The organism is Micromonospora sp. LZ34, from assembly GCF_052981855.1.
Genome location: NZ_JBRIQN010000001.1, coordinates 276,502 through 300,820 on the forward strand (window position 1 = coordinate 276,502; position 24,319 = coordinate 300,820).

Below are 24,319 nucleotides of genomic sequence, written 5' to 3' on the forward strand. Positions count from 1 at the left end.
TGCGCGGTCGCACCGCCCCGGACGCCGATCGGGGCAACCGGACGGACGTACGGACGATCTCAGCCAGAGCTCAGCATCCGGCCCGTACCGTGTGCCGCATGAGATCGTCGTTGTCGGCCGCGCGGATCCGGCGTGCCCTGCCCACCCGCCGCCGCCGGGTGGCTGCCGCCGCGGCGGCCGTCGCGCTGCTCGCCGCCGCCGTCACCTGGGTGGTGTGGCCGCAGGGGCCGGCGGTACGCGCCGAGGCCGCGATGCTCACCGTCCGCTCCGGACCGGCCGGTGACCAGCCGGTCGACCTGGACACCACGCTCTACCTGCCGGAGGGCGCCTCGGCCGGGCGCCGGGTGCCGGCGGTGCTGCTGGCGCACGGCTTCGGTGGCACGAAGGACTCGGTGCGCGCCGACGCCGAGGAGTTCGCCGGCCGTGGCTACGCCGTGCTGACCTGGACCGCCCGCGGCTTCGGCCGCAGCGGCGGGCAGATCCACCTGGACCACCCCGACTACGAGGTCCGGGACGCCGCCCGCCTGCTGGACTGGCTGGCCGCCCGGCCGGAGATCCGCACCGACGCCGCCGGTGACCCCCGGGTCGGCGTGGTCGGCGGCTCGTACGGCGGCGGCCTGGCGCTGCTGCTCGCCGCGCAGGACCGGCGGGTCGACGCGATCGTCCCGATGATCACCTGGAACGACCTGTCCCGGGCGTTCCTGCCGGAGAGCACCGGCCGGGAGCCCGTCGACGGGGTGTTCAAGAAGGGCTGGGCGGGGCTCTTCTTCGGCGGCGGCGGCAACGTGGGCACCGGCCCGGCCGGGCTCTCCGGCACCACCGCTGCCCAGCCGGAGGGCGCTCCCGCGTCCGCCGGCCCGCCCAGCCCGGGACCGGGCGCCGGGCCAGGGACCGGTCCGGGTCGCGCGCCGGCCGGTGCCGCCGACCCGTCCTGCGGCCGGTTCGCCGCCGACGTCTGCGCCGCGTACCTGCGGATCGCCAGCACCGGCCGGGCCGACCAGGCGGCCGTGGACCTGCTGCGCCGCTCCAGCCCGGCCGGCGTGCTGGACCGGATCACCGCGCCGACGCTGCTGGTGCAGGGCGAGGCCGACACCCTCTTCCCGCTGACCGAGGCGGACGCCAACGCCCGCGGCATCGCCGCCGCCGGCACCCCCGTCCGGGTCGCCTGGTTCACCGGCGGCCACGACGGTGGCGAGGGACCGAAGACCGACTCCGACCGGGTGCGGTACCTGACCGTCCAGTGGCTGGACCACTACGTCAAGGGCGATGGCGACGCCCCGGGCGACGCCTTCACCTGGTCCCGGATCGCCGGCTTCGACGCGCTCGACCGGGGCCTGGTGGCCACCGGTTACCGCACCGCCGACTACCCCGGCGCCGCCGGCGACGCGCGCCGGGAGATCGCGGTGACCGGCCCCGCCCAGCCGATCGCCAACCCGCCGGCCGGCAACCCGGCCGCCATCTCCTCGGTGCCCTTCGCCGGGGAACTCTCCTCGCTGCTCGGCGGGGTGGCCGGGGACGTGCCCGGCCAGCACGCCCGGTTCGAGTCGGCGCCGCTGACCGAGGCGGTGGACGTGGTCGGCGCGCCGACCGTCTCCGTCCGGGTCGCGTCGCCGACCGGGGAGGCGGTGCTCTTCGTCAAGCTCTACGACGTCGAACCCGGCGGCACGGCCACCCTGCCGAACGGGCTGGTCGCCCCGGTCCGGCTCACCGGCCTGCCGGCTGAGATCGACGCGGCGCGACCGGTCACGGTCACCCTGCCGGCGATCGTCCGCCGGATCGAGGCGGGGCACCGGCTCCGGGTGGTGGTGGCCACCTCCGACCAGGCGTACGCCACGCCGGTCGAGCCGACCGTGCACACGGTGGCCCCGGGCGACGGGCCGGTGACCCTGCCCACGGTGACCGGCGAGCCGATCCCCACCTCGGCGACGGTCTGGCGCTGGGTGCTGGCCGGGCTGCTCGCCACGATCGCGGTCGGGCTCGTCGTGGTCGTCGCCGTGGTCCGCCGCCGGCACCGCCGCCAGGACAGCTCCGTCCATCCGGCGTACGCGGACACCCCGCTGGCCGTGCGCCAGCTCCGCAAGGAGTACGCGGACGGCTTCGTCGCCGTGTCCAACGTGGACTTCGAGGTGCACCCCGGCCAGGTGGTCGGCCTGCTCGGCCCGAACGGCGCCGGCAAGACCACCACCCTGCGGGTGCTGATGGGGCTGACCCAGCCGACGGCCGGCGAGATCTACGTCTTCGGCCACCGGCTGGTGCCCGGCTCCCCGGTGCTGTCCCGGATCGGCGCGCTGGTCGAGGGGCCCGGCTTCCTGCCGCACCTCTCCGGCCTGGAGAACCTGAAGGCGTACTGGCGGGCGACCGGGCGGCCGGCCGGGGACGCGCACGTCGACGAGGCGCTGCAGATCGCCGGGCTGGGCGACTCGGTGCACCGGAAGATCAAGAACTACAGCCACGGCATGAAGCAGCGGCTCGCCATCGCCCAGGCCATGCTCGGCCTGCCGGAGCTGCTGGTGCTCGACGAGCCGACGGACGGGCTCGACCCGCCGCAGATCGCCGAGATGCGCCGGGTGCTCCAGCGCTACGCCACCGACGGCCGGGCGGTGCTGGTCTCCAGCCACCTGCTGGCCGAGGTGGAGCAGACCTGCACGCACGCCGTGGTGGTCAACAAGGGGCGGATCGTCGCCGCCGGCCCGGTCGAGGAGATCGTCGGCGAGTCGCCGAGCGTGCTCTTCGAGGTGACCGACCCGGACGCCGCCCGTACCGTGCTGGACCGGCTGGACGGGGTGCGGGTGCTGCCCGACGGCGAGGGGCAACTGGTCGTGGACACCAACGGCACCGCCCGCAGCGAGGTGGTGGCCGAGCTGGTCCGGGCCGGGATCGGGGTGGACCGGGTGGTGCCGCGGCGCCGCCTGGAGGACGCGTTCCTCGCCCTGGTGGGCGAGACTTCTCGGGGAAGCGGGGACCGGTGATGGCGGGCTCGACCTCCACGGTGGGTGCCGCCGCGGGCTACCGGCCCTCGGCCACCCTGCCGTTCGCGGCGGAGTTCCGCCGCCAGGCGTCGCGGCGACGGACCCAGCTCGCGCTCGGGTTCATGGTGCTGCTGCCGCTGATCATCCTGATCGCCTTCCAGTTCGACTCGGGCGGCGACGACGACAACGGGCGCGGCGAGTTCGCCAGCCTGATCGAGTTCGCCACCACCGGCGGGCTGAACTTCACCCTCTTCACCATCTTCGTCTCGGCGTCGTTCCTGCTGGTCGTGGTGGTGGCGCTGTTCTGCGGGGACACGGTGGCCAGCGAGGCGAGCTGGGGCAGCCTGCGCTACCTGCTGGCCGTCCCGGTGCCCCGGGCCCGGCTGCTGGCGGTGAAGCTGTTGGTGGCGCTCGCGTACTCGGCGCTGGCGCTGCTGCTGCTGGCCGGCACCGCGCTGCTCGCCGGCACCCTGCGCTACGGCTGGGAGCCGCTGCGCAGCACCGTCGCCGCGCAACTGGAGCCGGGGGAGGGGCTGCTGCGGCTGCTGGCCGTGCTCGGCTACCTTGCGGTCGTCCTGCTGGTGGTGGCCGGCCTGGCCTTCCTGCTCTCGGTGACCACGGACGCCGCGCTCGGCGCCGTCGGCGGCGCGGTGCTGCTCTGGATCCTCTCCAGCATCCTCGACCAGATCACCGCGCTCGGCGCGTTGCGCGCCTTCCTGCCCACCCACTACAGCACCGCCTGGCTGGGGCTGCTCTCCACCCCGGTGCAGACCGACGACGTGGTACGCGGTTCGATCTCGGCGATCAGCTACGCGACGCTCTTCTGGGGTCTGGCCTTCTGGCGGTTTACCCGCAAGGACGTCGTGTCGTAGCAGCGGCCGGGCCGACCGTATGATCTCCACGCCCCTTCGGGCAATTCTCTTCTGATCTTCTTGTGTGCCGTCGGATCGATCACCTACTGTCCGCTGGCATTTCGCGCTTCCCACAAAGAGACGGGGGTCTTTTTGCGTACCTTTCGTGGTGCCGTTGTCGGCACCATAACCGCGGTGGTCGCGGTGACGGCGGTGGCCACCCCGGCCAGCGCCGCTGCCGCGCCCGCTGCCGCTCCGTACACCGCGCTCTCCGTCGACGGCAACCCGCTCTCCTGGTGGCACCAGGGGTCGCGGGTCTACGACCAGGCCGGCGGCGCCGCCTTCACGGTCACTCCGGGCGCCGGTGACGAGCTGGACTTCCGCGCGGACCAGGCCGGCGACTCCTGGACGTTCCGGCTGGCCCCACCAACCGGTGAGTCGTGGACCGTCGGGACCACCTACGAGCTGACCGGCGTCCAGCCCGCCGCGGACTTCGCCTTCATCGACGTCGCGCACAACGGTGCCACCTGCGACGAGGTGCCGGGCTACCTCTCCGTCAAGGAGGCCACCCGGGACGCCGGGACCGACCGGCTCACCTCGTTCGCCGCCTTCTACGTGATCTCGTGCGGCTCCAACCGGCACGACCTGTTCGGCGAGATCCGGTGGAATTCGAGCGTCGGGTACGCCGCCGCCGGCACCGACACGATGTCGCACAACTTCGGCGATCAGCTCGTCGGCGGCCCGGCGGCGAGCAAGACCATCACCGTACGGTCGATGGGCTCCGACCCGGTGGAGTACGGCACGGCCTGGTTCAACCCCCCGGGCGCCTACTCGATCACGGCCGACACCTGCTCGGGCACGACCCGGGCGGCCGGCGAGACGTGCACCGTCACGGTGAGCGTGAAGCCGACCAAGCTGGGCGGCGAGTGGACCTTCCTGCGGCTCCCCGACAACACCGTCCTCGGCGAGCGGTACGTGCAGCTCGGGGTCAACGGCCTCGACCCGCGTACGGTCAACCTCTCGCCGACGTCGCTGGCCTTCGGCGACCAGTACATCGCCGAGACGGGCTCGACCCGGTCGGTGACGGTGACCGGCACCGGTGACACGCCGATCACCTTCGGTGCCGCCACCATCTCCGGGACGGACGCCTCGTCGTTCCGCGTCAAGGCCGACACCTGCGCCGGCGCCACCCTGGCCAAGAACCAGACCTGCCGGGTCGACGTCGTCGCGACGGCCGCCGGCCGCAGCGCCCGGAGCGCCACCCTGCAACTGCCGAACGACAGCCTCACCAACCCGCACACCGTGCCGCTGAGCCTGAACGGCGTGGTGGGCGCGCGGGGCACCTACTACCCGCTGACGCCGGCACGGATCATGGACTCGCGCACCGGCCTCGGCGCCCCGAAGGCGAAACTCGGCCCGAACGGCACGGTCAACGTGCAGGTCACCGGGCGGGGCGGGGTGCCGTTGACCGGGGTGGGCGCGGTCGTGCTCAACGTGACCGTCACCGAGGCGACGGGGACGAGCCACCTGACGGTCTACCCGTCCGGCCAGGCGAAGCCCACGGCGTCCGCGCTGAACTTCCGCAAGGGCTGGATCCGGTCGAACTCGGTGACGGTCCCGGTCGGTACGGGCGGCAAGGTCGCCATCAACAACTTCAACGGCTACACCCACGTGATCGCCGACGTGGTGGGCTACTACGCCAGCGACAACACGCCGCTCATCAACGGCCATGGCCTGGGCGGGCAGTTCCAGCCCACGATGCCGCAGCGGCTGCTGGACAGCCGCAGCGACTGGGGTGAGAAGCTGCCGGCCGGCTACCAGGCTCGGATCCCGGTGGACTACGGGACCGACGCCAACTGGCGGATGCGGGCCGTGGTACTCAACATCACCGCGGTGTCCCCGTCGTCCGGCGGGTTCCTGACCGCGTGGAACGGTGAGTGGCCGGAACCGAAGACCTCCACCGTCAACTACGGCGCCGGGTCGGTCACCCCGAACCTGGCGGTGGTGCCGGTCCGGCACTGCTACGACTGCCCGTGGAGCTCGGAGTACCCGACGTTCGGCATCTACACGCTGAAGGACACCCACCTGATCGTCGACATCGTCGGCTTCATCGATGACGGCGGCCTCTCCAACGGGCTGCGCTTCGAGCCGAAGACGCCGACCCGGATCGTGGACAGCCGGATCGGTCAGGGCCTGCCCGCCAACCTCGGGCAGTACCAGACCGGCGCCGTCACGACTCCCGGCTCGGTGGTGACCGACAGCACCAGGGCACTGGCGCTCAACGTCACCGCGGTCGCCCCCACCTCCGGCACGTACCTGAAGGTCTGGCCGAACGGCATCAGCGGGATCGAGCAGCCGGTCATCAGCAACCTGAACGTGGCGGCCGGACAGACCGTGGCCAACGCGGCCATCACCCTGATCGGCCCGACCGACCGGTTCAACGTCTACAACCACCTGGGCACCACGGGCGTGGTCGCGGACGTCGTCGGCACGTACTGGCTCTACCCGGGCACCGCCGGCGGATCCGCCGCGGGGCACGGGGTCGCGGGCGGCGCCTCGCGCTCGCCCTACACCCTCCGGGACGTCCCGGAGCCGGTGCTCGCCAAGAAGTGACGGCTGCCGGCCGGTGACACAGCGGCGCTGGTCTCAGCGTGACTGACCGGCTGACCGGGCGGCGACACAGCGGCGGTGGCCTTCGAGCAGTCGAAGGTCACCGCCGCTGTCTGTGCCGTCGGGCGTCACAGCAGCGGCACCGACCGGGTCGGCGCGGGCAGGTCCGGCGGCGACGTGGGCGTGGGCGCCGGCTCGCTGGTCTTCTTCCAGGCGCTCACCCCGATCCGGCCGGTGTTGCCTAGGTCGACCGGGCCGTCCAGCTCGACGACCTGCCCGGGTTGGCCGGCGGTCGGGGAGACCTCCAGGCGCTCGCCGTTGGTGGCGACCACGGTCGGGTCGGTGACCAGGTTGCGCCAGAGCACGGCGGCGCCGGCCCGTTCGCCGGGGCGCAGGGTCAGCGGCCGGGGCGGGGCGTCGAAGCCCGAGGTGATGCCCTTCGCCCCCTCGACCACCCGGACCGGGATCGGCGCGCCGTCGCCGTCGCCGTCGAGCAGGCGTACCGCCGGGTAGCCGTGCAGCGGGTAGTCGGCCGTGCCGCAGTTGGTCAGTTCCAGGCCGAGCGCGCGCAGCCCCATGGCCGCGCCGGTGCCGAGGGCCCGGATCCGGACGCCCGACTCCGGGCACGCGACCGTCGGATCGGTCCCGGACGCGGTCGGGCTCGCCCCGGCCGTCCCGCGGGCCGCCGGCCCGTCCCCGCCCATTCCGGCGTGGTCGTACCCGGTGCAGGCGCCGGCGCTGACCAGCAGGGCGGCGGCGAGTGGCAGGCCGAGGAGCGCAGGGCGGCGGCGTGCCGCCGGTCGGGATGCCATCCACGGATCCTCGCATCCCGCCGGTCCGCATCCGGCGCGCGTCCGGGGCCGGGGCTGCACCGGGTTCGATTCCGGGATATCGCGGTGTCCGGATCGGCCGGATGCCCCGATATCCCGTACCTCGTGTGGATCTCCGACAACGCCGCCGGAACGGGCGCGGCCGGTCAGTCGCGCGCTGACGGGGTGGCGGGTGGCGCGGTGAGGACCGCGTCGAGCAGGCCGGGGTAGAGCCGGTCCAGTTCGTCGCGGCGCAGCCGGACGAAGCGGCTGGTGCCGGCGACCCGGGTGCGGGTCAGCCCGGCCTCGCGCAGCACCTTGAGGTGGTGGCTGCGGGTGGCCTTGGAGACGCCGAACTCGAAGGTGCCGCAGGCGGACTCGCCGCCCTCGGCGAGCGCCCGGACGATCTGGAGCCGGACGTCGTCGGCCAGCGCGGCCAGCACGGCGGTGACCGGCACCTCGCGCAACTCGGGTTCGTGCAGCTCCATGTGACCAGTGTAACGCTTGTTCGACTTTCGTCGAACATCCTCCTAGGGTCGTCGCTGTTGGTTCGACGATACTCGAACATAGGAGCCGCCATGCGTTCTCGGGCCGCCGCCTTCCCGCTGCTCGCGGTGCTCAGTTGGGGGGTGATGTTCCCCGTCCTGGCCAGCGCGCTGGTCCGGGTCGACGCGCTCAACCTGACCACCGTCCGGTACCTCCTCGCCACCGCGATCCTGGTCGCGCTGTTGCTGGTCCGGGAGGGCGCCGGCACGCTGCGGCCCGCCGGGCGGGCCACCGAGGTCGCGGTACTCGGCGTCGTCGGGTTCGCCGGCTTCAACCTGCTGACCAACCTGGCGCTCGGGCACGCCGCCCCGCAGCAGATCGCGCTCTTCGCCGCCACCACCCCGCTGGTCACCCAGCTGATCCGCTGGGCACGCGACGGCGTACGGCCGCGGCCGGTACTGCTCGCCCTCTCGCTGGTCGCACTGGCCGGCGTCGGTCTGGTGATCACCCGCGGCCGGCTCGACGGCCTCGGCGACTTCGGTACGGGCGCGCTGCTGATGGTCGGCGCGGTGCTCGGCTGGGCCGTCTACACCCACGGCGGGAGCCGGTTCGGCGACTGGTCCCCGCTGCGCTACACCACCCTGACCGCGCTCGCCGGCACGGTCGCCATGCTGGCCGCGAGCGTGGTGGCCGACCTCGCCGGCTGGCAGCACGCGCCGGCCGCCGCCGACCTCGTCGCGGTCGCCCCGCAGCTGGCGTACGCCGTCGTCGTGGCCGCCGTGGTGGCGGTGCTGGCCTGGAACACCGGCGTGCAGCGGCTCGGCTCGGCCAACGCGGCGCTGTTCATGAACCTGGTCCCGGTGACCACGTTCGCGGTGCAGACCGCCCGCGGCTACCGGCCCGTCGCGGTGGAGCTGGTCGGCGCGGCGCTGACCATCGCCGCCCTGGTCGCCGCCAACCTGGTCACCCGTCCGCGCGCCGCCGCCCGCCCGCGCCCGGCCAACCACGCGGAGGCCGTGGCGGTCGCCGACCCGGTGGCGGTCGTCGACCAGGTCGCCGTGGTGGCCCGGTAGCGGACCCCGCTCACACCGTGGGAACCCCGCAGAGGTACCCGGGGGGGATTGCATAGACTCGACGGCACAACTGCATACCTCATCCAGAGGGGCTGAGGGATACGGCCCGACGACGCCCCGGCAACCACCCCGCGCGCTCACCGCTGAGCGACCGGCGGGGCAGGTGCCAATTCCGTCCCCGCCGCAGAGTGCGATGCGGGGAAAGATGAGAGGACTCCTCGACATGACGTCGACGCTCGCCACCTCCGGCATCGACACCTCCGCCAGCCCCGCCCGCGCCCTGGTCTGCCGCGCCTGTTCGGCCCGCTACCCGCTCGCCGCCCAGCACGCCTGTTACGAGTGCTTCGGCCCGCTGGAGGTCGACTACGACACCGCCGAGCTGGCCAAGGTGACCCGCGAGCAGATCGAGGCCGGCCCGGCCAACCTCTGGCGGTACGCGGCGCTGCTGCCCGCCGGCCAGGACCCGGCGGCCCGGGTGACCCTCGACCCGGGGCTGACCCCGCTGGTCGCCGCCCCGCACCTCGCCGCCGAGCTGGGCATCACCGCGCCGCTCTGGGTCAAGGACGACAGCGCCAACCCGACCCACTCGTTCAAGGACCGGGTGGTGTCGGTGGCGCTGACCGCCGCCCGCGCGCTCGGCTTCACCCGGTTCGCCTGCGCCTCGACCGGCAACCTGGCCAACTCGGTCGCGGCGCACGCGGCCCGGGTCGGCGCGCCGTCCGTGGTCTTCATCCCCAGCGACCTGGAGCAGGGCAAGGTGGTCACCACCGCCGTCTACGGCGGCGAACTGGTCGCCATCGACGGCTCGTACGACGACGTGAACCGGCTCTGCGGCGAACTGGTGGAGACGGACGAGTTCGAGGACACCGCGTTCGTCAACGTGAACGTGCGCCCCTACTACGCCGAGGGCTCCAAAACCCTCGGTTACGAGGTGGCCGAGCAGCTCGGCTGGCGGATCCCCGCCCAGGTGGTGATCCCGATGGCTTCCGGGGAGCTGCTCACCAAGATCGACAAGGCGTTCGCCGAACTGGTCGAGATCGGCCTGGTCGAGGCGCCGGCGGGCGGCTGGAAGGTGTTCGGCGCCCAGTCGGCCGGCTGCAACCCGATCGCCACCGCGCTGCACGCCGGCACCGACACCATCACCCCGGTCAAGCCGACCGGCATCGCGAAGTCGCTGAACATCGGCGATCCCGCCGCCGGCCTCTACGCGCTCGAGGCGGTGCGCCGCACCGGCGGCTGGATGGAGTACGCCGACGACGACGAGATCCGCGCCGGCATCCGACTGCTCGCCCGTACCACCGGGGTCTTCGCCGAGACGGCCGGCGGGGTGACCGTGGCGGTGCTGCGCAAGCTGGTCGAGTCCGGCCGGCTCGACCCGGCCGCGGAGACGGTGGTCTTCAACACCGGCGAAGGGCTGAAGACCCTCGACGCGGTCGCCGGCCAGGTCGGCCCCACCCACCGGATCAAGCCGTCGCTGCGCGCCGCCCGCGACGCCGGCCTCCTCGGCTGACCGTCCGCCCGCGACCGCTCGACGCCGGCCGGCGGTCGACGTCGGCGAGATCGACACGGCATCCCGGAAGTCGCGGTATCCGGCCCGGCCGGAGACCGCGACTTCCGGGAGACGGAGTGGATCAGCCGGGAGTCGCGACCCGGTGGGTGCCGGTCGCCGCTGGTCGCGGGAGGGCGGATCACCCGGACGGGGGATGCGGCCGATCCGCCGGGTAACGGGCTTTTCGCTCTGGGTGCGGAAAACGCGCCCTCGGGGACTTGACGGTAGGAACCGGGCGGCGCAAGATGCTCCGTGCGGGAGGGCGTTTCGCCGAAAGACTTGCGAAGTCCTTGCGACCCAACGCCGGAGGCGTTGTGCGAGCGTCCCTCCCGACCAACGTCCGATCGGGCCGGCGAAATTCGCTGGCCCGATCGTCCTTTCCGGCGCACCCTCGCTGCATGAGCATCACGATCGCGCCGATCGAGGCAACCGACCAGGCCGCGATCGACGCCGCGTACCGGGTCGGCGCCGCGGCCAACGAAGCCGACCTGCCCGACTTCCCGCCCTTCTGCCGGCGGCGGTTCGAGGGCTCGGTCCGGCACCCGATGCCGGGCAACGCCGCGCTCTGGGCGCTGGCCCGACTGGACGGCGTACCGGCCGGCTACCTCGCTCTCGACCTCCCGCAACTCGACAACACCGACAACGCCACCGCCGACCTGATCGTGCACCCGGCGTACCGGCGGCGCGGCGTCGGCCGGGCGCTGCACGAACACGGCGTACGGCTGCTGCGCGAGCGGGGTCGCAAGCGGGTGGTCGGGATGGCGGTGTCGGCCCTGCCCGGCGGGCTGTCCCGGCCGGCGGCCGGAGCCGCGTTCGCCGCCGCGCTGGGCGCGCACCCGGCGCTGCTGGAGGTTCGGCGCCGGCTCGACACCGCCGGGCTCGACCACGCCGGGCTGGACGCGCTGCTCGCCGACGCGCGGGGCCGGTTCGCCGGCTACCGGACGGTCCAGTGGCGCGGCAGCACCCCGGAGGAGTACGTCGCCGACATCGCCTACCTCGACAGCCGGCTGATGACCGACTCACCCCTGGGTGACCTGCACTGGGAGGCGGAGCGGGTCGACGCCGAACGGATCCGGGGCACCGAGCGGGCGCTGGACGCGCGTGGCCGGCGGCAGTACCACACCGCGGTCCGCCACGAGGAGTCCGGACGGCTGGTCGCCTGGACGCTGCTCGACGTCGGCGCGTCCGCCGACTGGCACGCGTTCCAGCAGATCACCATCGTCGACCCCGGGCACCGCGGCCACCGGCTGGGCCTGCTCACCAAGATCGAGAACCTGCGTCACCTGCTGGCCCACGAGCCGGCGGTCCGCGCGATCGACACCTTCAACGCGGCCGAGAACGCCCACATGGTGCGGATCAACGAGCAACTCGGGTTCCGCCCGGTCGACGGCTGGACCGACTGGCAGCTCACCCTGTGACGATCTGAGTTGTGACACTGCCCTACTGATCCTGGTGCTTCCTGTTGCATGATGGCGGGCATGACGGAGACCCCGCACCCCCTGTACGACAGGCACGCCGACACCCTCACCCGGGCGCTGACCGCGATCACGGAGCGCGGGTACTGGTCCGCCTACCCCGAGTCCCCCAGCCCTCGGGTCTACGGCGAGACCGCCGCCGCCGACGGAAAGGCCGCCTTCGAGGCGTACCTGAACGCCGACTTCCCCCTCGACCAGCCCGGCTCCGGTGACCGGGTCGCCACCGAGACGAGTCCGTTCGGCGTGGCACTGAACGTCCACTACCCGCACGCCGGCGCCGACGAACTGGTCGCCGCCGCGACCGCCGCCCTGCCCGCCTGGCGCGACGCCGGGCCGCAGGCCCGGGCCGGTGTCTGCCTGGAGATCCTGGACCGGCTGCACAAGCACATCTTCGAGCTCGCCAACGCGGTGCAGTTCACCAGCGGCCAGGCGTTCGTGATGGCGTTCCAGGCCGGCGGCGCGCACGCCCTGGACCGCGCGCTCGAGGCGCTCGCCTACGCGTACGCGGAGATGACCCGGCACCCGGGCACCGCCGGCTGGGAGAAGGCGGCCGGCAAGGGCGACCCGCTGCGGATGACCAAGACCTTCCACGTGGTGCCCCGCGGGGTCGGCCTGGTCATCGGCTGCAACACCTTCCCGACCTGGAACTCGTACCCGGGGTTGTTCGCCTCGCTGGTCACCGGCAACCCGGTGATCGTCAAGCCGCACCCGCGCGCGGTGCTGCCGCTGGCGGTCACCGTGCGCTACGCCCGCGAGGTGCTCGCCGAGGCGGGCTTCGACCCCGACCTGGTGCTGCTGGCCGCCGAGGCCCCGGGCGAGAAGCTCGCCTCGACCCTGGCCCTGCACCCGGCCGTGAAGATCGTCGACTTCACCGGCTCCACCGAGTACGGCGACTGGCTGGAGGCCAACGCCCGGCAGGCCGCGGTCTACACCGAGAAGGCCGGCCTGAACACGGTGGTGATCGACTCCACCGACGACTTCGCCGGCATGTGCCGCAACCTCGGCTTCACGCTGACCCTCTACAGCGGCCAGATGTGCACCACCTCGCAGAACATCCTGATCCCCCGGGACGGCATCGAGACCGACCAGGGGCACAAGAGCTTCGACGAGGTGGCCGGCGGGATCGCGGCGGCGGTCGGCAAGCTCACCGCCGACCCGGCCCGCGGGGTGGAGCTGACCGGGTCGATCGTCAACGACGGCGTGCTGGAGCGGCTCGACGAGGTCACCAAGGTCGGCGAGCCGGTGCTGGAGTCGCGTGCCGTCGAGCACCCGGCCTTCCCCGGCGCGGTGGTCCGTACGCCGACGGTGGTCAAGGTCGGCGCGGACGACACCGCGACCTACGGCCGGGAGTGGTTCGGGCCGATCTCGTTCGTCATCCCCACCGACTCCACCGAGCACAGCCTGGAGATCATGCGGAAGACCGTCGGCGAGAAGGGCGCGCTCACCGCCGGCGTCTACTCCACCGACGAGGCGGTGCTGGACGCGGCCGAGGCGGCGGCGATCGAGGTCGGGGTGCACCTGTCCTGCAACCTGACCGGTGGGGTCTTCGTGAACCAGTCGGCGGCCTTCTCCGACTTCCACGGCAGCGGCGCCAACCCGGCGGCGAACGCGGCGCTGACCGACGGGGCGTACGTGGCGAACCGGTTCCGGATCGTGCAGTCGCGTCGGCACGTCTGAGGTTGCGGTTGGGGGTTTCGGGGGCAGCCCGCCCCGCTCCGGGCGGTCAGGCTTGATCCCTGCGCGGGGCGGGCTGCCCCCGAAACCCTCCCGGGTCGTCCTGCGTGACGACTCCGGCCCGAGGGTGTTGATCTTCGGGGTGCTGCCTCGGGTCGGGTCCCCGAGTCAGGGGTCAGGCGGGGCGGCGCATCTGGAGCTCGGTCAGGGCCGGGACGGTCGGGTGCGGTACCCGGACGCCGGTGTCGACGAAGCCCAGCCGCTGGTAGGCCCGGTAGGCGCGGTCGTTGCCGACCACCACCTCCAGCATCAGCTCCGGCCGGCCGCACGCCCGGGACCACTGCGCCACCTCCTCCACCAGTTCGGCGAGCAGGCCGCTGCCGCGCCAGGCCGGGGTCACGTAGACCGCGTAGATCACGGTGAGTCCGGGCTCCGCCGGCATCGTGGTGCCTCCGGCGTGCCCGACGAACCGGCCACCGGGGTCGGCGACGAACTGCGCAGTGTCGGTGCCGGTCGAGGTGTACGCGATCCGGGCGGCGTAGTCGGCGTGCGGTCGGGCCGCCGCGTCGGCGATGGTCTCCAGGAACGCCAGCGGCGCGTCGGCGAGCATCTCCAGGCGCAGCGCGCGCATCCGGGCGGCGTCCCGCGGCCGGACCCGCCGGACCTCCGCCGGCCGCCGGCCCGGCCCGGCCGGATCGCTGGTCATGCCCGCATGCCTACCACAACGACGTACGACGATCCCGACGCGCCGACGATCATTCGGAATATGCCCGATTTGCGGTCGTGCACCGCAGTCACGCCTCGTGTAGCGTGCGATTTCGGTCACCCGTTTCAGCGGTCGTCGCCGATCGCCGGAGCGGTGGTTCCGGGATGCCGGCGTGCCGGCGCCCGGGTTGTGGTACGCCGCGCAGAGTGAGGAAGTGCACCGTGGCACAGGGCACCGTGAAGTGGTTCAACGCCGAAAAGGGCTACGGCTTCATCGCCGTCGACGGCGGGCAGGACGTCTTCGTCCACTTCTCCGCGATCGAGATGGACGGCTACAAGGCGCTGGACGACGGCCAGCGGGTCGAGTTCGAGATCGCCCAGGGCCAGAAGGGCCCGCAGGCCGAGCGGGTGCGCGTCATCGCCTGAGTCGGCGCCCTCCGCGACGCGCGGGGTTGGCGGGGCTGCGGTGCGCCGCCGCACCAGGGAAGATCATGAGCCGTTCCAGCTGTCGCTGAGGAGGGTTCATGTCCGACCAGCCGCCCCCGGACGCGTCGTCCCCGGTACCGGGCGCCTCCGGCCCGGGCGACCCTGACCCGGGCCACGCCGTCCCCGCGAGCTCCGCCCCGGGTGTGCCGCCGCCCGTCGATCCGGCCGCACCGCCGCCGCCCGCGGCCCACCAGCCGCCGGGCTGGGATCCGACCGCCCCGGCACCGGCGTGGGATCCGGCCGCGCCGCAACCGCCGGCCGGGGGAATGCCCGCTCACCCGCCCCAGGCCGCACACCCGGCTCCGGGCTGGGATCCGGCCGCGCCCCACGCCGCCCACCAGGCACCGGGGTGGGACCCGGCCGCACCGTCGCAGGGGTGGGCGCTGCCGCCCGGCCCGTACGGCGGGCAGCACTGGTACCCGGGCGCTCCCTTCGCCTATCCGGCCCCGGCGGGCCACGGCTGGTACCCGCCCGGGTTCGACCCGGCCGACGCCCTGGTCACCCCGCCCGGGGCGGGCCTCGGCGGGTGGTTCAGCCGATGCGTCGGCGCGGTGCGCCGGGGCTGGCGGCTGCTGCTGCCGATCCTGCTGCTGACCCAGGTGCTGCCGGCGGCGACGCTCTCGGTGCTCAGCCTGCTGGTCGATCCGTCGGCCGACTGGGACGCCGCCGCCCGCCAGAACCCGGACGCGCTGCCCGACACGTTCCTCACCGACCTGGCCACCCTGCTCGGCGTGCTGATCGGCGGCAGCCTGCTCGTCGGCCTGGTGCAGAGCGTGGGCTGGGCCGCCGGCACCTGGGTGATCGCCCGGCAGGCGGCCGGCGAGCCGGTCAGCCTCGGCGCGGCGCTGCGCTACGGCCTGCGCCGGGCGCCCGGCCTGTGGGGCTGGACCCTGCTGCTGACCCTGATCATCAGCCTCGGCCTCTGCTTCTGCGTGATCCCCGGCATCTACTTCGCGTTCGTGCTGAGCATGGCCGGCCCGGTCTGGCTCTTCGAGCGCCGGCCCCCGATCGACCGCTCGTACCGGATGTTCCACGCTCGGCTGGGCCTGGTGCTCGGCCGGGTGGCGCTGGTGGCGGCGGCGGTGATCGTCGGCACGGTGGCGGCCGGAATGGTGGAGGCGGTCGGCTCCCTGCCGTTCGGCACCACCCCGCTGGAGTCCCCGGGCTCGGCCGTCGGCGTCGTGCTGGTGGCGCTGGCCGCCGCGGTGCTGGCGCTGCCGGCCCACCTCGCCCAGCTGGTCGGCCTGGTCGCCACGTACGCCGAGCAGCGGGCCCACGAGGGTCCGGTGAACGCGGCCGGGCTGGCCGGCGAACTCGGCTGAGGGGCGCCATCGTGCTTGCACTCGCCAAGGGAGAGTGCTAAACAGGTCATTGGCACTCGCAACCTGTGAGTGCCAATGGTCGGGGCGGTGGGGCCGCGGCCGCGCCGGCGGAGAAACCGCGGGCGGGGCACGTGGCCGGTCGTCGCGGGCTATCCGGCCCGGCCGTGGAGGCGTCGCCGTCGTCCGGTGGCGACGTCCCAAGGTGCGTACACCAGGCGGCCCATCCGGGACACACACTCGGGTGGCCCGTGAGTGTCCAGGAGGACAACGCCGTATGGCCAAGATGATCGCGTTCGACGAAGAGGCGCGCCGCGGCCTCGAGCGGGGCATGAACCAGCTCGCCGACGCCGTGAAGGTGACCCTCGGCCCCAAGGGCCGCAACGTCGTGCTCGAGAAGAAGTGGGGTGCCCCCACCATCACCAACGATGGTGTGAGCATCGCCAAGGAGATCGAGCTCGAGGACCCGTACGAGAAGATCGGCGCCGAGCTGGTCAAGGAGGTCGCGAAGAAGACCGACGACGTGGCCGGTGACGGCACGACGACGGCGACCGTCCTGGCCCAGGCCCTGGTTCGTGAGGGCCTGCGCAACGTGGCCGCCGGCGCCAACCCGATGGCCCTGAAGCGGGGCATCGAGGCCGCCGTGACCAGCGTCTCGGAGGAGCTGCTCAAGCTCGCCAAGGACGTGGAGACCAAGGAGCAGATCGCCTCCACCGCCTCCATCTCGGCTGGTGACACCAGCGTCGGCGAGATCATCGCCGAGGCGATGGACAAGGTCGGCAAGGAAGGCGTCATCACCGTCGAGGAGAGCAACACCTTCGGCCTGGAGCTTGAGCTCACCGAGGGTATGCGCTTCGACAAGGGCTACATCTCCGCGTACTTCATGACCGACCCGGAGCGTATGGAGGCCGTCTTCGACGACCCCTACATCCTGATCGTCAACAGCAAGATCTCGTCGGTGAAGGACCTGCTTCCGATCCTCGAGAAGGTCATGCAGTCGGGCAAGCCGCTGCTGATCATCGCCGAGGACCTGGAGGGCGAGGCCCTGGCCACCCTGGTGGTCAACAAGGTCCGGGGCACCTTCAAGTCGGTCGCCGTCAAGGCGCCGGGCTTCGGTGACCGCCGCAAGGCCATGCTCACCGACATCGCCATCCTCACCGGTGGCCAGGTCATCAGCGAGGAGGTCGGCCTCAAGCTCGACGCGACCGGCCTCGACATGCTGGGCCGGGCCCGCAAGGTCGTGGTGACCAAGGACGAGACCACGATCGTCGACGGTGCCGGTGACGCCGAGCAGATCCAGGGCCGGGTGAACCAGATCCGGGCCGAGATCGACAAGAGCGACTCCGACTACGACCGGGAGAAGCTGCAGGAGCGGCTGGCCAAGCTGGCCGGTGGCGTCGCGGTGATCAAGGTCGGCGCGGCCACCGAGGTCGAGCTGAAGGAGCGCAAGCACCGCATCGAGGACGCGGTGCGCAACGCGAAGGCCGCCGTCGAGGAGGGCATCGTCCCCGGTGGTGGTGTCGCGCTGGTGCAGGCCGGCAAGACCGCCTTCGACAAGCTGGACCTCACCGGCGACGAGGCGACCGGCGCGCAGATCGTCAAGATCGCGCTGGACGCCCCGCTGCGGCAGATCGCCGTCAACGCCGGCCTCGAGGGCGGCGTGGTCGTCGAGCACGTCCGCAACCTGGAGGCGGGCCACGGCCTCAACGCCGCCAACGGCGAGTACGTGGACCTGCTGGCCGCGGGCATCATCGACCCGGCCAAGGTGACCCGCTCGGCGCTGCAGAACGCGTCGTCGATCGCGGCGCTGTTCCTCACCACCGAGGCCGTCGTGGCGGACAAGCCGGAGAAGACCCCGGCCGCCCCGGCTGGTCCGGGTGGCGGGGACATGGACTTCTGAGTCCGGTTCCGACGCAGTAACGGGGCGGGCCGCGTCAGCGGTCCGCCCCGTTCGTCGTCAGGTGGGCAACGGGCGCTGGTTGCGCCGCTTCTGCGCCCGGTCGTACGGCGGGCGGAGCTGGATCGGCGCGTCGACCATCTCCAGCGGTTCCTCGATCTCCGCCTGCTCGGCGCCGGTCATCTCCGCCAGTTGCTCGGCGTCGCCGTAGTCGAGCCGGTCGAACGGCAGTTGCCCGGGGAGTTCGCCGACCGGCTTCCAGGTGACGGGCTGGACGTCGTCGGTATGTTCGTCGTCCGTGGTCATGGCTGCCTCCTCTACCGAAACGGTAGGAGGCACCGGTCAGCGCTGCGGGTGAATGGCGCTATCGGGATCTATATCCTATTCGCCCGTTATTGGGCTTCGAGCGACCTGCGGTACAGGAAGAAGACCCGCTCGATCCGGGCAGCCGCGCTGCCCGAGTAGAACGGCACCGGACCCACCCAGCCGATCTGTGCCGCGTCGAGCCCGGCCGTCCGCTGGTCGCGCAGGCAGCGGCGGAGCAGCACCCCGCCGATCCCGGAGCCCTCGGCCGCCGGGGCGGTGCCCATCGGCCCGAACCAGCTCGGTCGGCTCGACCCGTACGCGGCGAAGCCGAGCACCTCGCCGTCCCGCTCCGCCAGGTGGCAGCCCGCCCCGTTCCGGCCGACCGAGCCGAGCAGCTCCGCGTCCCAGGCGCCGCCGAAGGTGGACCGGGCGAACGCGGTCAGCGCCGGCAGGTCCGCCGGCTCGGCCCGGCGTACCGTGACGCCCTGGCCGGCCAGCCGCCGCTCGGCGGCCTCCGTCGACCGCAGCGCCGGCGACCCCTCGTACGACAGGTCGGCGGTCATGTTCCACGCCGTCCGGTCCTGCCGGTAGCCGAGCGCCAGCGCGGCGCAGACCGCCGGGGTGTACCGCACGTCGATGCCGGGCCAGGCGTAGTAGGGCGGGTTCCCGGCCAGCAGCACCTCGGCCGCGCCCAGCCCGGCGAGCGTCCGTTCGGCCTGCCCGAGCAGCGCCCGCCCGACGCCCCGGCGCCGCGCCCCGGGCTCGACCGCCACCAGGTCCACGTGCCCGAGCCGCGGGTCGGCGGTGGCGACCGAGCAGATCAGCGCCCCGACCAGCTCCCCGTCCCGGTACGCGCCCAGCGCGACCACCGGCCGGTCCGCGGCGGCCCGGGTCCAGAGCGCGGACACGATCTCGGCGGCCTCGGCCGCGTCCTCCGGCAGGTCCAGCGCCCGGCGGCACAACTGCACCACCGCCGGCGCCCGGTCGGTGGTCAGCTCGACGATCTCGGCGTCCATGGTGGCCGACCCTAGATCATCGGGTACCGGTGCGCGCAAGGGTCGTTCAGGACCGGGCGGCGCGGACGGCGGCGTACGCGTCGACCAGGCCGGCGCCGGTGATGTTCCGGTCGCCCCCGCAGGCGTCCGCCGGGTCGCCGGAGCGGTGGCTGGCGGTGGCCGGGGTGGCCGTGTCGCGCAGGATCTGCCGGGTCCGGGGCAGGTCGCCGACGAGCGCCGGGTTCGCCGACCACATCAGCGCCACCACGCCGGCCACCTGCGGGGTGGCCATCGAGGTGCCGTCCAGCCGGGCGTACCCGCCGCCGGGCATCGCGGAGACGACCCCGGCGCCGGGCGCCACCAGGTCCGGCTTGGCCGCGTCGCCCGGCGCCGGACCGCGCGAGGAGAAGCTGGTGACCCGGCGCTGCCGGTCCACCGCCCCGACGGTCAGCACGTCCGGGTACGGCGCGGGCGGGTCGTCGATCGACCCGCAGTACGGTCCGGTGTTGCCGGCCGCGGCCACCACCAGGATGCCGGCGGCGTCCAGCGCCGTGGTGGCCGGCCGGAGCACCCGGGGGTCGCAGCCCTCGATCGCCGGGCAGCCCCACGAGTTGGTCAGGATGTCCGGCGCCCGGGCCGGGCGACCGTCGGTGAACGGGTCCCCGCCGGGCGGGAACGGCGCCAGCATGAACTGGAGGCAGTCCAGGTAGTGGGCCGGGTTGCCGAGGTTGCGGTCGAGGTTGAGGCAGCCCACCCACTGCGCGCCGGGGGCCACCCCGACGCCGCCCCGGCCCACCGCGCTGCCCACCGTGTGGGTGCCGTGCCCACCCCGGTCGGCCGGGGCCCGGCTGCCGTTCCACGGGTCGTACCAGGAGTCGTCGCCGCCCCGGAAGCCGCCGGCCAGCGCCGGGTGCCCGCCGTCCACCCCGGAGTCGGAACTGCCCACCACGACCCCGGAGCCGTCGACCCCGAGCTGCGACCAGACCCGGTCCGCGCCGATCATCCGGATGTTCCACTCCGGACCGGTGGGGGCGGGGGCGGTGCCCCGGCTGACCCCGGCCGGTGCCGGCAGCGGTCGCAGCCGCTGGCTGACCAGCACCCGGTCCACCTCCGGACGGCCGGCGAGCCAGGCCCGCACCGCCGGTCCGCCGGCCACCTCCACCGCGTTCACCAGGTAGTACGGGGTGTGCGGCAGCCGGAGCCGGCGCAGGTCCCGGCGCAGGTCGGCCTGGCTCCGGTCGGCGGTGGCCACCAGCCGCCGGTAGACCTCGGCCGCCCGGGCGTCCCGGCCGGCCCGGCCGGGGGTACCGGCCGGCAACCCGGTCAGGTCGGCCTGCTCGCGCAGCACCACCAGCAGCCGCTCGCCGTGCAGGCCGGGCTGGCCGGGGCCGGCGGCGACCACCCCGGTCGCCACCAGCAGGGTCACCGCGGTCACCGCGGCCACCCGCCGGCTCGGCGGGCGCCCCCGGCCCAGCAGCACCCCGTACGCGACGGCGAGCAGGGCCGCGACGGCGAGCCCCGCGCCGGCGGCGGCCGCCACCCAGAACGGCACGTCGCGGGTGTTGGTGAGGACCAGGGTGATCTCTTCCGGGTCGGTGAAGGCCAGCGGGCCGAGCACGGCGAGCCCGACCAGCCAGGCGGCCGGGGCGCGGTCGCCGGCCCGGCCGACGCCCGGGCGGCGGGCCGCCGCCTGGAGGGCGGCCAGCGCGAAGCCGGCCGGCGGCAGGGTCAGCAGCAGCGGCAACTGTGTCCCGGACTGGCCGACCCCGGCGGCCACGAGCAGCAGCGCCACCCCGGCGACCAGCCCGCCGACCAGCACCAGCCGGGCCGGCCGGGGCGGCTCGCCGACCGCGAAGGGGGCCCAGAACCCGGCGTCCAGCAGCGTCCCGGCCAGCGCGCCGACGGCGGTCGCCGCCAGCGCGGCGAGCACGGTCTCCAGCGGCCCGCCGAGCGCGCCCAGCCAGACCCAGGGCAGCAGCAGGGCCAGCCCGGCGGCCGCCCCGAGCAGGGTGACCGGACCGGGCCGCCGGCCCGGCCGGTGTTGCCCGGCGACTCCCGCCGCCTCGGGCTCCGCCTGATCCGGGACGTTGCCGGAGCCCGTCGGGGGCGGGGCGCTTCCCGGGCGCCGCCGGCGGCCCAGCCGGGCCAGCACGGCGGCGGCCAGTGCGGCGGCGCCGGCGAGCGCCGCGAGGTATGCCTCGTGGTGCACCGGGGGGATGGCGCGGAGCAGCCCGAGCGCGGCGAGCACCAGCACCCCGGCCAGCCAGGCGCGGCCGGTGGTGCGGACCGCCGCCGAGCGGGGCAGCAGCGCCAGCAGCAGCGCGGGCGTGCCGACCAGCAGGACGGTCGACAGGCCCAGCGCCGGCCAGAGCCACACCACCCGGTCCAGCCCGCTGGCCAGCAGCACCTGGTCGGCCAGCCACCCGCCGGCCTGGGCGGGCACCGCGCAGCCGATGATCCAGCAGCCGGCCAGCGCGGCCGCCACCACCGGCCAGGGGCCGGGCCGGGGCGGCGCGGGCGGGGGCGGTGGCACGTACGGACCGGTGGGTGACGGGGGGCCGACCTCCATTCCCCAGACAGTACGGCCCGGACGTCGCCTGCCGTCCCCCAGCCACGACGGTTACGGTGGACGGGTGCGCGACCCGAACGTGTCCCGATCCGTCGCCGGTCAGCTCTCCCCGGAGCGCCGCGTCGACGACCTGCGCCGGCTCCGGGCCGAGCGGTTCGACGTGCTGGTCATCGGGGGTGGCGTGACCGGTGCCGGCGCCGCCCTGGACGCCGCCTCGCGCGGGCTGAAGGTGGCCCTGGTGGAGGCCCGCGACTACGCCGCCGGCACCTCCAGCCGGTCCAGCAAGCTGATTCACGGCGGGCTGCGCTACCTGGAGCAGCTGGAGTTCCACCTGGTCCACGAGGCGCTCACCGAGCGCGGCCTGCTCGCCACCCGGCTCGCGCCGCACCTGGTCCGCCCGGTCCCGTTCCTCGTCCCGCTCCCCGCCGGCCGGGGCGTACGCGACCTGCCGGGCCGGCTCTTCCGCCGCTCCTACTACGGCGCCGGGGTGGCCACCTACGACGCCTTCGCCGGCGTCTTCGGTGGCGGCCGGGGCATGCCGCTGCACCGCCACCTGACCCGGGAGGGGGCGCGGCGGGTCTTCCCCAGCCTGAAAACCGACGGGCTGGCCGGCGCGATCCGCTACTACGACGGGCAGGTCGACGACGCCCGGCTGGTGGTCACCCTGGCCCGCACCGCGGCCAGCCTGGGGGCGACCGTGGTGAGCAGCGCCCGGGCCGTCGGCCTGATCCGGCAGGCCCGCGAGGTGACCGGGGTCCGGGTGCGCGACCTGGAGGCGCCCGCCGGTTCGCCGGACGCCGAGTTCGAGGTCCACGCCCGCACCGTCATCGCCGCCACCGGGGTGTGGAGCGACGACATGTCCCGGATGCTCAACGACGTCGGGCTGCGCCCCGGCATCCGGGTGCGCGCCTCCAAGGGCGTGCACCTGGTGGTGCCCCGTTCGGCGATCACCGGCGAGACCGGGCTCATCCTGCGTACCGCGACCAGCGTGCTCTTCGTCATCCCCTGGGGCGGGCACTGGATCATCGGCACCACCGACACCGACTGGCGGCTCGACCGCTCCCACCCGGCCGCCTCCGCCCGGGACATCGACTACCTGCTCCAGCAGGTCAACGCGGTGCTGGACCGGCCGCTCACCCGGGACGACATCGAGGGCGTCTACGCCGGGCTGCGGCCGCTGCTGGCCGGCGAGGCCGACTCGACCTCCAAGCTGTCCCGCGAGCACGCGGTCTTCGAGCCGATGCTGGGGCTGCTGCTGGTCGCCGGCGGCAAGTACACGACGTACCGGGTGATGGCCTCGGACGTGGTGGACCGGGCCGCCCGCCGGCTCGGCGGCGTACGCCCGTCGCGCACCGCCGACCTGCCGCTGCTCGGCGCGGACGGCTACGCCGCGATGTGGCGGGACCGGGCCGACCTGGCCCGCCGGCACGGCGTCCCGGTCGGGGTGGTCGAGCACCTGCTGGAGCGCTACGGCACCCTCACCCTGGACCTGCTCGCGCTGATCGACGCCGACCCGCTGCTCGCCTCTCCGCTGGCCGGCGCGCCCGAGTACCTGGCCGCCGAGGTGGCCTACGCGGCGCGGGCCGAGGGCGCGCTGCACCTGGAGGACGTGCTCACCCGCCGGACCCGGATCTCCTTCGAGACCAGCCACCGGGGCCTGGAGTCGGCCGAGCACGCCGCCGAACTGATGGGCGCGGTGCTCGGCTGGGACGCGGCGGCCCGGGCCCGCGAGGTTGAGCACTACCGCGCCCGGGTGGCCGCCGAGCGGCAGTCCCAGCAGATGCCGGACGACGTGGCCGCCGACGCGGCCCGGCTGGGCGCGCCCGACGTCCGCGGCTTCGTCGCCGACCGGGGACCCGGCGAGGGTGCGGCCGAACTCCCCTCGTCGTCGCGGTGACCGAACCGGCCGGTAACTTAACGTAACGATTCGTCCGCTCGGCGGGTATCCGGCGCTACCTACGGTGGGGTAGGTTGCGGCGCGTGGTTCCCGCATACCGGTCGCGTCTGGTTTCGCTCTCCGTCGCCGCGCTGCTGGCCGTCAGCCTCGCCGGCTGCTCGCTGCCCGGCAACGCCGACGACGAGCCGACGGCCCGACCGGCCGACTCGGCACCGGCGCAGCCCGGGCTGGGCGGCGCGGCGACGATCGGCAAGGGCAAGGTCAGCCTGCTGCAGAAGCTCGGCTCCGGCGGCCCGCTGCGCACGCTCAACGTGGAGCCGGACGGCCGGTGGGAGTGCGTCGACTGCGCCGGCGACGGGGTGACCTCGTCGGGCGTGCTCAACGCCGAGCAGGTGCAACGGCTCCGGGTGCTGCTCGACGACCCGCGGCTGCCCCAGGAGACCGACCAGGCCCGGCAGTACCGGGTGAGCTGCATCGACGCGCTCACCTCCAGCCTGCTCACCTCGGTCGGCACGATCACCACCCAGGACTGCCCGGGCGAGGAGCAGCCGCTGGTCGGGTACGAGATCCTGCTGCTGCTCACCCAGGCCACCCCCGCCGAGCCCACCGCCTGACCGCCGCCCGCCGGGCGGCGCGGTCGCCGCGAGGG

General features: G+C 74.1%; 18 protein-coding genes and 1 riboswitch. Of the genes, 12 read left to right on the forward strand and 6 right to left on the reverse strand.

The features are described from left to right. The first annotated feature begins 98 nt into the window (after positions 1-98). The 3 genes from ACVCAH_RS01300 (at position 99) to ACVCAH_RS01310 (ending at position 6,433) form a co-directional block, all read left to right on the forward strand. Positions 99-2,969: an alpha/beta fold hydrolase gene (locus ACVCAH_RS01300; RefSeq protein WP_447134167.1), complete on the forward strand. Its 2,871-nt coding sequence runs from the start codon at positions 99-101 to the stop codon at positions 2,967-2,969. After that, entirely contained in the window at positions 2,969-3,841 is an 873-nt protein-coding gene (locus tag ACVCAH_RS01305; RefSeq protein ID WP_447134168.1) for an ABC transporter permease, read from the forward strand. Before ACVCAH_RS01300 ends, ACVCAH_RS01305 begins: the two co-directional genes overlap by 1 nt. Before the next feature lie 174 nt (positions 3,842-4,015). After that, complete coding sequence (locus ACVCAH_RS01310) at positions 4,016-6,433, forward strand: choice-of-anchor D domain-containing protein (protein ID WP_447134169.1); 2,418 nt, start codon at positions 4,016-4,018, stop codon at positions 6,431-6,433. Between the two features lie 125 nt (positions 6,434-6,558). On the opposite strand, the gene ACVCAH_RS01315 is transcribed toward ACVCAH_RS01310, so the two are convergent. Then, positions 6,559-7,242 carry a DUF4232 domain-containing protein gene (locus tag ACVCAH_RS01315; protein WP_447134170.1) on the reverse strand — a complete coding sequence of 228 codons (684 nt, stop codon included), beginning with the start codon at positions 7,240-7,242 and terminating at the stop codon, positions 6,559-6,561. Positions 7,243-7,406: 164 nt separating this feature from the next. Beyond that, on the reverse strand, positions 7,407-7,727 hold the full coding sequence (locus ACVCAH_RS01320) for an ArsR/SmtB family transcription factor (protein WP_447134171.1): 321 nt from the start codon (positions 7,725-7,727) through the stop codon (positions 7,407-7,409). Positions 7,728-7,817: 90 nt separating this feature from the next. On the opposite strand from ACVCAH_RS01320, the gene ACVCAH_RS01325 reads away from it, so the two are divergent. The 4 genes from ACVCAH_RS01325 to paaN all read left to right on the forward strand — a co-directional run bounded on the left by ACVCAH_RS01325 (position 7,818) and on the right by paaN (position 13,499). Next, a complete protein-coding gene (locus ACVCAH_RS01325; RefSeq protein WP_447134172.1) occupies positions 7,818-8,798 on the forward strand; it encodes a DMT family transporter in 981 nt (326 codons plus the stop codon). A gap of 76 nt (positions 8,799-8,874) precedes the next feature. After that, positions 8,875-9,010, forward strand: a riboswitch (SAM riboswitch). Positions 9,011-9,021: 11 nt separating this feature from the next. Beyond that, a complete protein-coding gene (thrC, locus tag ACVCAH_RS01330; RefSeq protein WP_447134173.1) occupies positions 9,022-10,308 on the forward strand; it encodes a threonine synthase in 1,287 nt (428 codons plus the stop codon). A 437-nt stretch (positions 10,309-10,745) separates the two neighbouring features. Further along, entirely contained in the window at positions 10,746-11,765 is a 1,020-nt protein-coding gene (locus ACVCAH_RS01335) for an N-acetyltransferase family protein (protein ID WP_447134174.1), read from the forward strand. Positions 11,766-11,825: 60 nt separating this feature from the next. Beyond that, positions 11,826-13,499 (forward strand): phenylacetic acid degradation protein PaaN, encoded by a 1,674-nt coding sequence (gene paaN / locus ACVCAH_RS01340; RefSeq protein ID WP_447134175.1) that lies wholly within the window; start codon positions 11,826-11,828, stop codon positions 13,497-13,499. A 172-nt stretch (positions 13,500-13,671) separates the two neighbouring features. Here the strand turns inward: paaN and ACVCAH_RS01345 are convergent, their stop codons facing one another. Then, positions 13,672-14,202: an N-acetyltransferase family protein gene (locus ACVCAH_RS01345; RefSeq protein WP_447134176.1), complete on the reverse strand. Its 531-nt coding sequence runs from the start codon at positions 14,200-14,202 to the stop codon at positions 13,672-13,674. A gap of 221 nt (positions 14,203-14,423) precedes the next feature. Between ACVCAH_RS01345 and ACVCAH_RS01350 the strand changes: the two genes are divergently transcribed. The 3 genes from ACVCAH_RS01350 (at position 14,424) to groL (ending at position 17,906) form a co-directional block, all read left to right on the forward strand. Further along, positions 14,424-14,627 carry a cold-shock protein gene (locus ACVCAH_RS01350; RefSeq protein WP_013288855.1) on the forward strand — a complete coding sequence of 68 codons (204 nt, stop codon included), beginning with the start codon at positions 14,424-14,426 and terminating at the stop codon, positions 14,625-14,627. Positions 14,628-14,725: 98 nt separating this feature from the next. Then, positions 14,726-16,009, forward strand: a complete 1,284-nt coding sequence (locus tag ACVCAH_RS01355; RefSeq protein WP_447134177.1) for a hypothetical protein — start codon at positions 14,726-14,728, stop codon at positions 16,007-16,009. A 274-nt stretch (positions 16,010-16,283) separates the two neighbouring features. Then, positions 16,284-17,906 carry a chaperonin GroEL gene (groL, locus tag ACVCAH_RS01360; RefSeq protein ID WP_447134178.1) on the forward strand — a complete coding sequence of 541 codons (1,623 nt, stop codon included), beginning with the start codon at positions 16,284-16,286 and terminating at the stop codon, positions 17,904-17,906. Between the two features lie 57 nt (positions 17,907-17,963). Here the strand turns inward: groL and ACVCAH_RS01365 are convergent, their stop codons facing one another. The 3 genes from ACVCAH_RS01365 to ACVCAH_RS01375 form a co-directional block, all read right to left on the reverse strand. After that, entirely contained in the window at positions 17,964-18,209 is a 246-nt protein-coding gene (locus ACVCAH_RS01365; protein WP_447134179.1) for a hypothetical protein, read from the reverse strand. Between the two features lie 86 nt (positions 18,210-18,295). Next, positions 18,296-19,225, reverse strand: coding sequence for a GNAT family N-acetyltransferase (locus ACVCAH_RS01370; RefSeq protein ID WP_447134180.1), 930 nt, complete (start codon positions 19,223-19,225; stop codon positions 18,296-18,298). Positions 19,226-19,271: 46 nt separating this feature from the next. Then, positions 19,272-21,773: a S8 family serine peptidase gene (locus ACVCAH_RS01375; RefSeq protein ID WP_447134181.1), complete on the reverse strand. Its 2,502-nt coding sequence runs from the start codon at positions 21,771-21,773 to the stop codon at positions 19,272-19,274. Between the two features lie 79 nt (positions 21,774-21,852). Here ACVCAH_RS01375 and ACVCAH_RS01380 point away from each other — a divergent pair, with 79 nt between their 5' ends. Both ACVCAH_RS01380 and ACVCAH_RS01385 read left to right on the forward strand, forming a co-directional pair. Further along, positions 21,853-23,670: a glycerol-3-phosphate dehydrogenase/oxidase gene (locus tag ACVCAH_RS01380; protein WP_447134352.1), complete on the forward strand. Its 1,818-nt coding sequence runs from the start codon at positions 21,853-21,855 to the stop codon at positions 23,668-23,670. 83 nt (positions 23,671-23,753) lie between these two features. Continuing rightward, a complete protein-coding gene (locus ACVCAH_RS01385; RefSeq protein WP_447134182.1) occupies positions 23,754-24,284 on the forward strand; it encodes a hypothetical protein in 531 nt (176 codons plus the stop codon). The last annotated feature ends 35 nt before the right edge of the window (positions 24,285-24,319 follow it).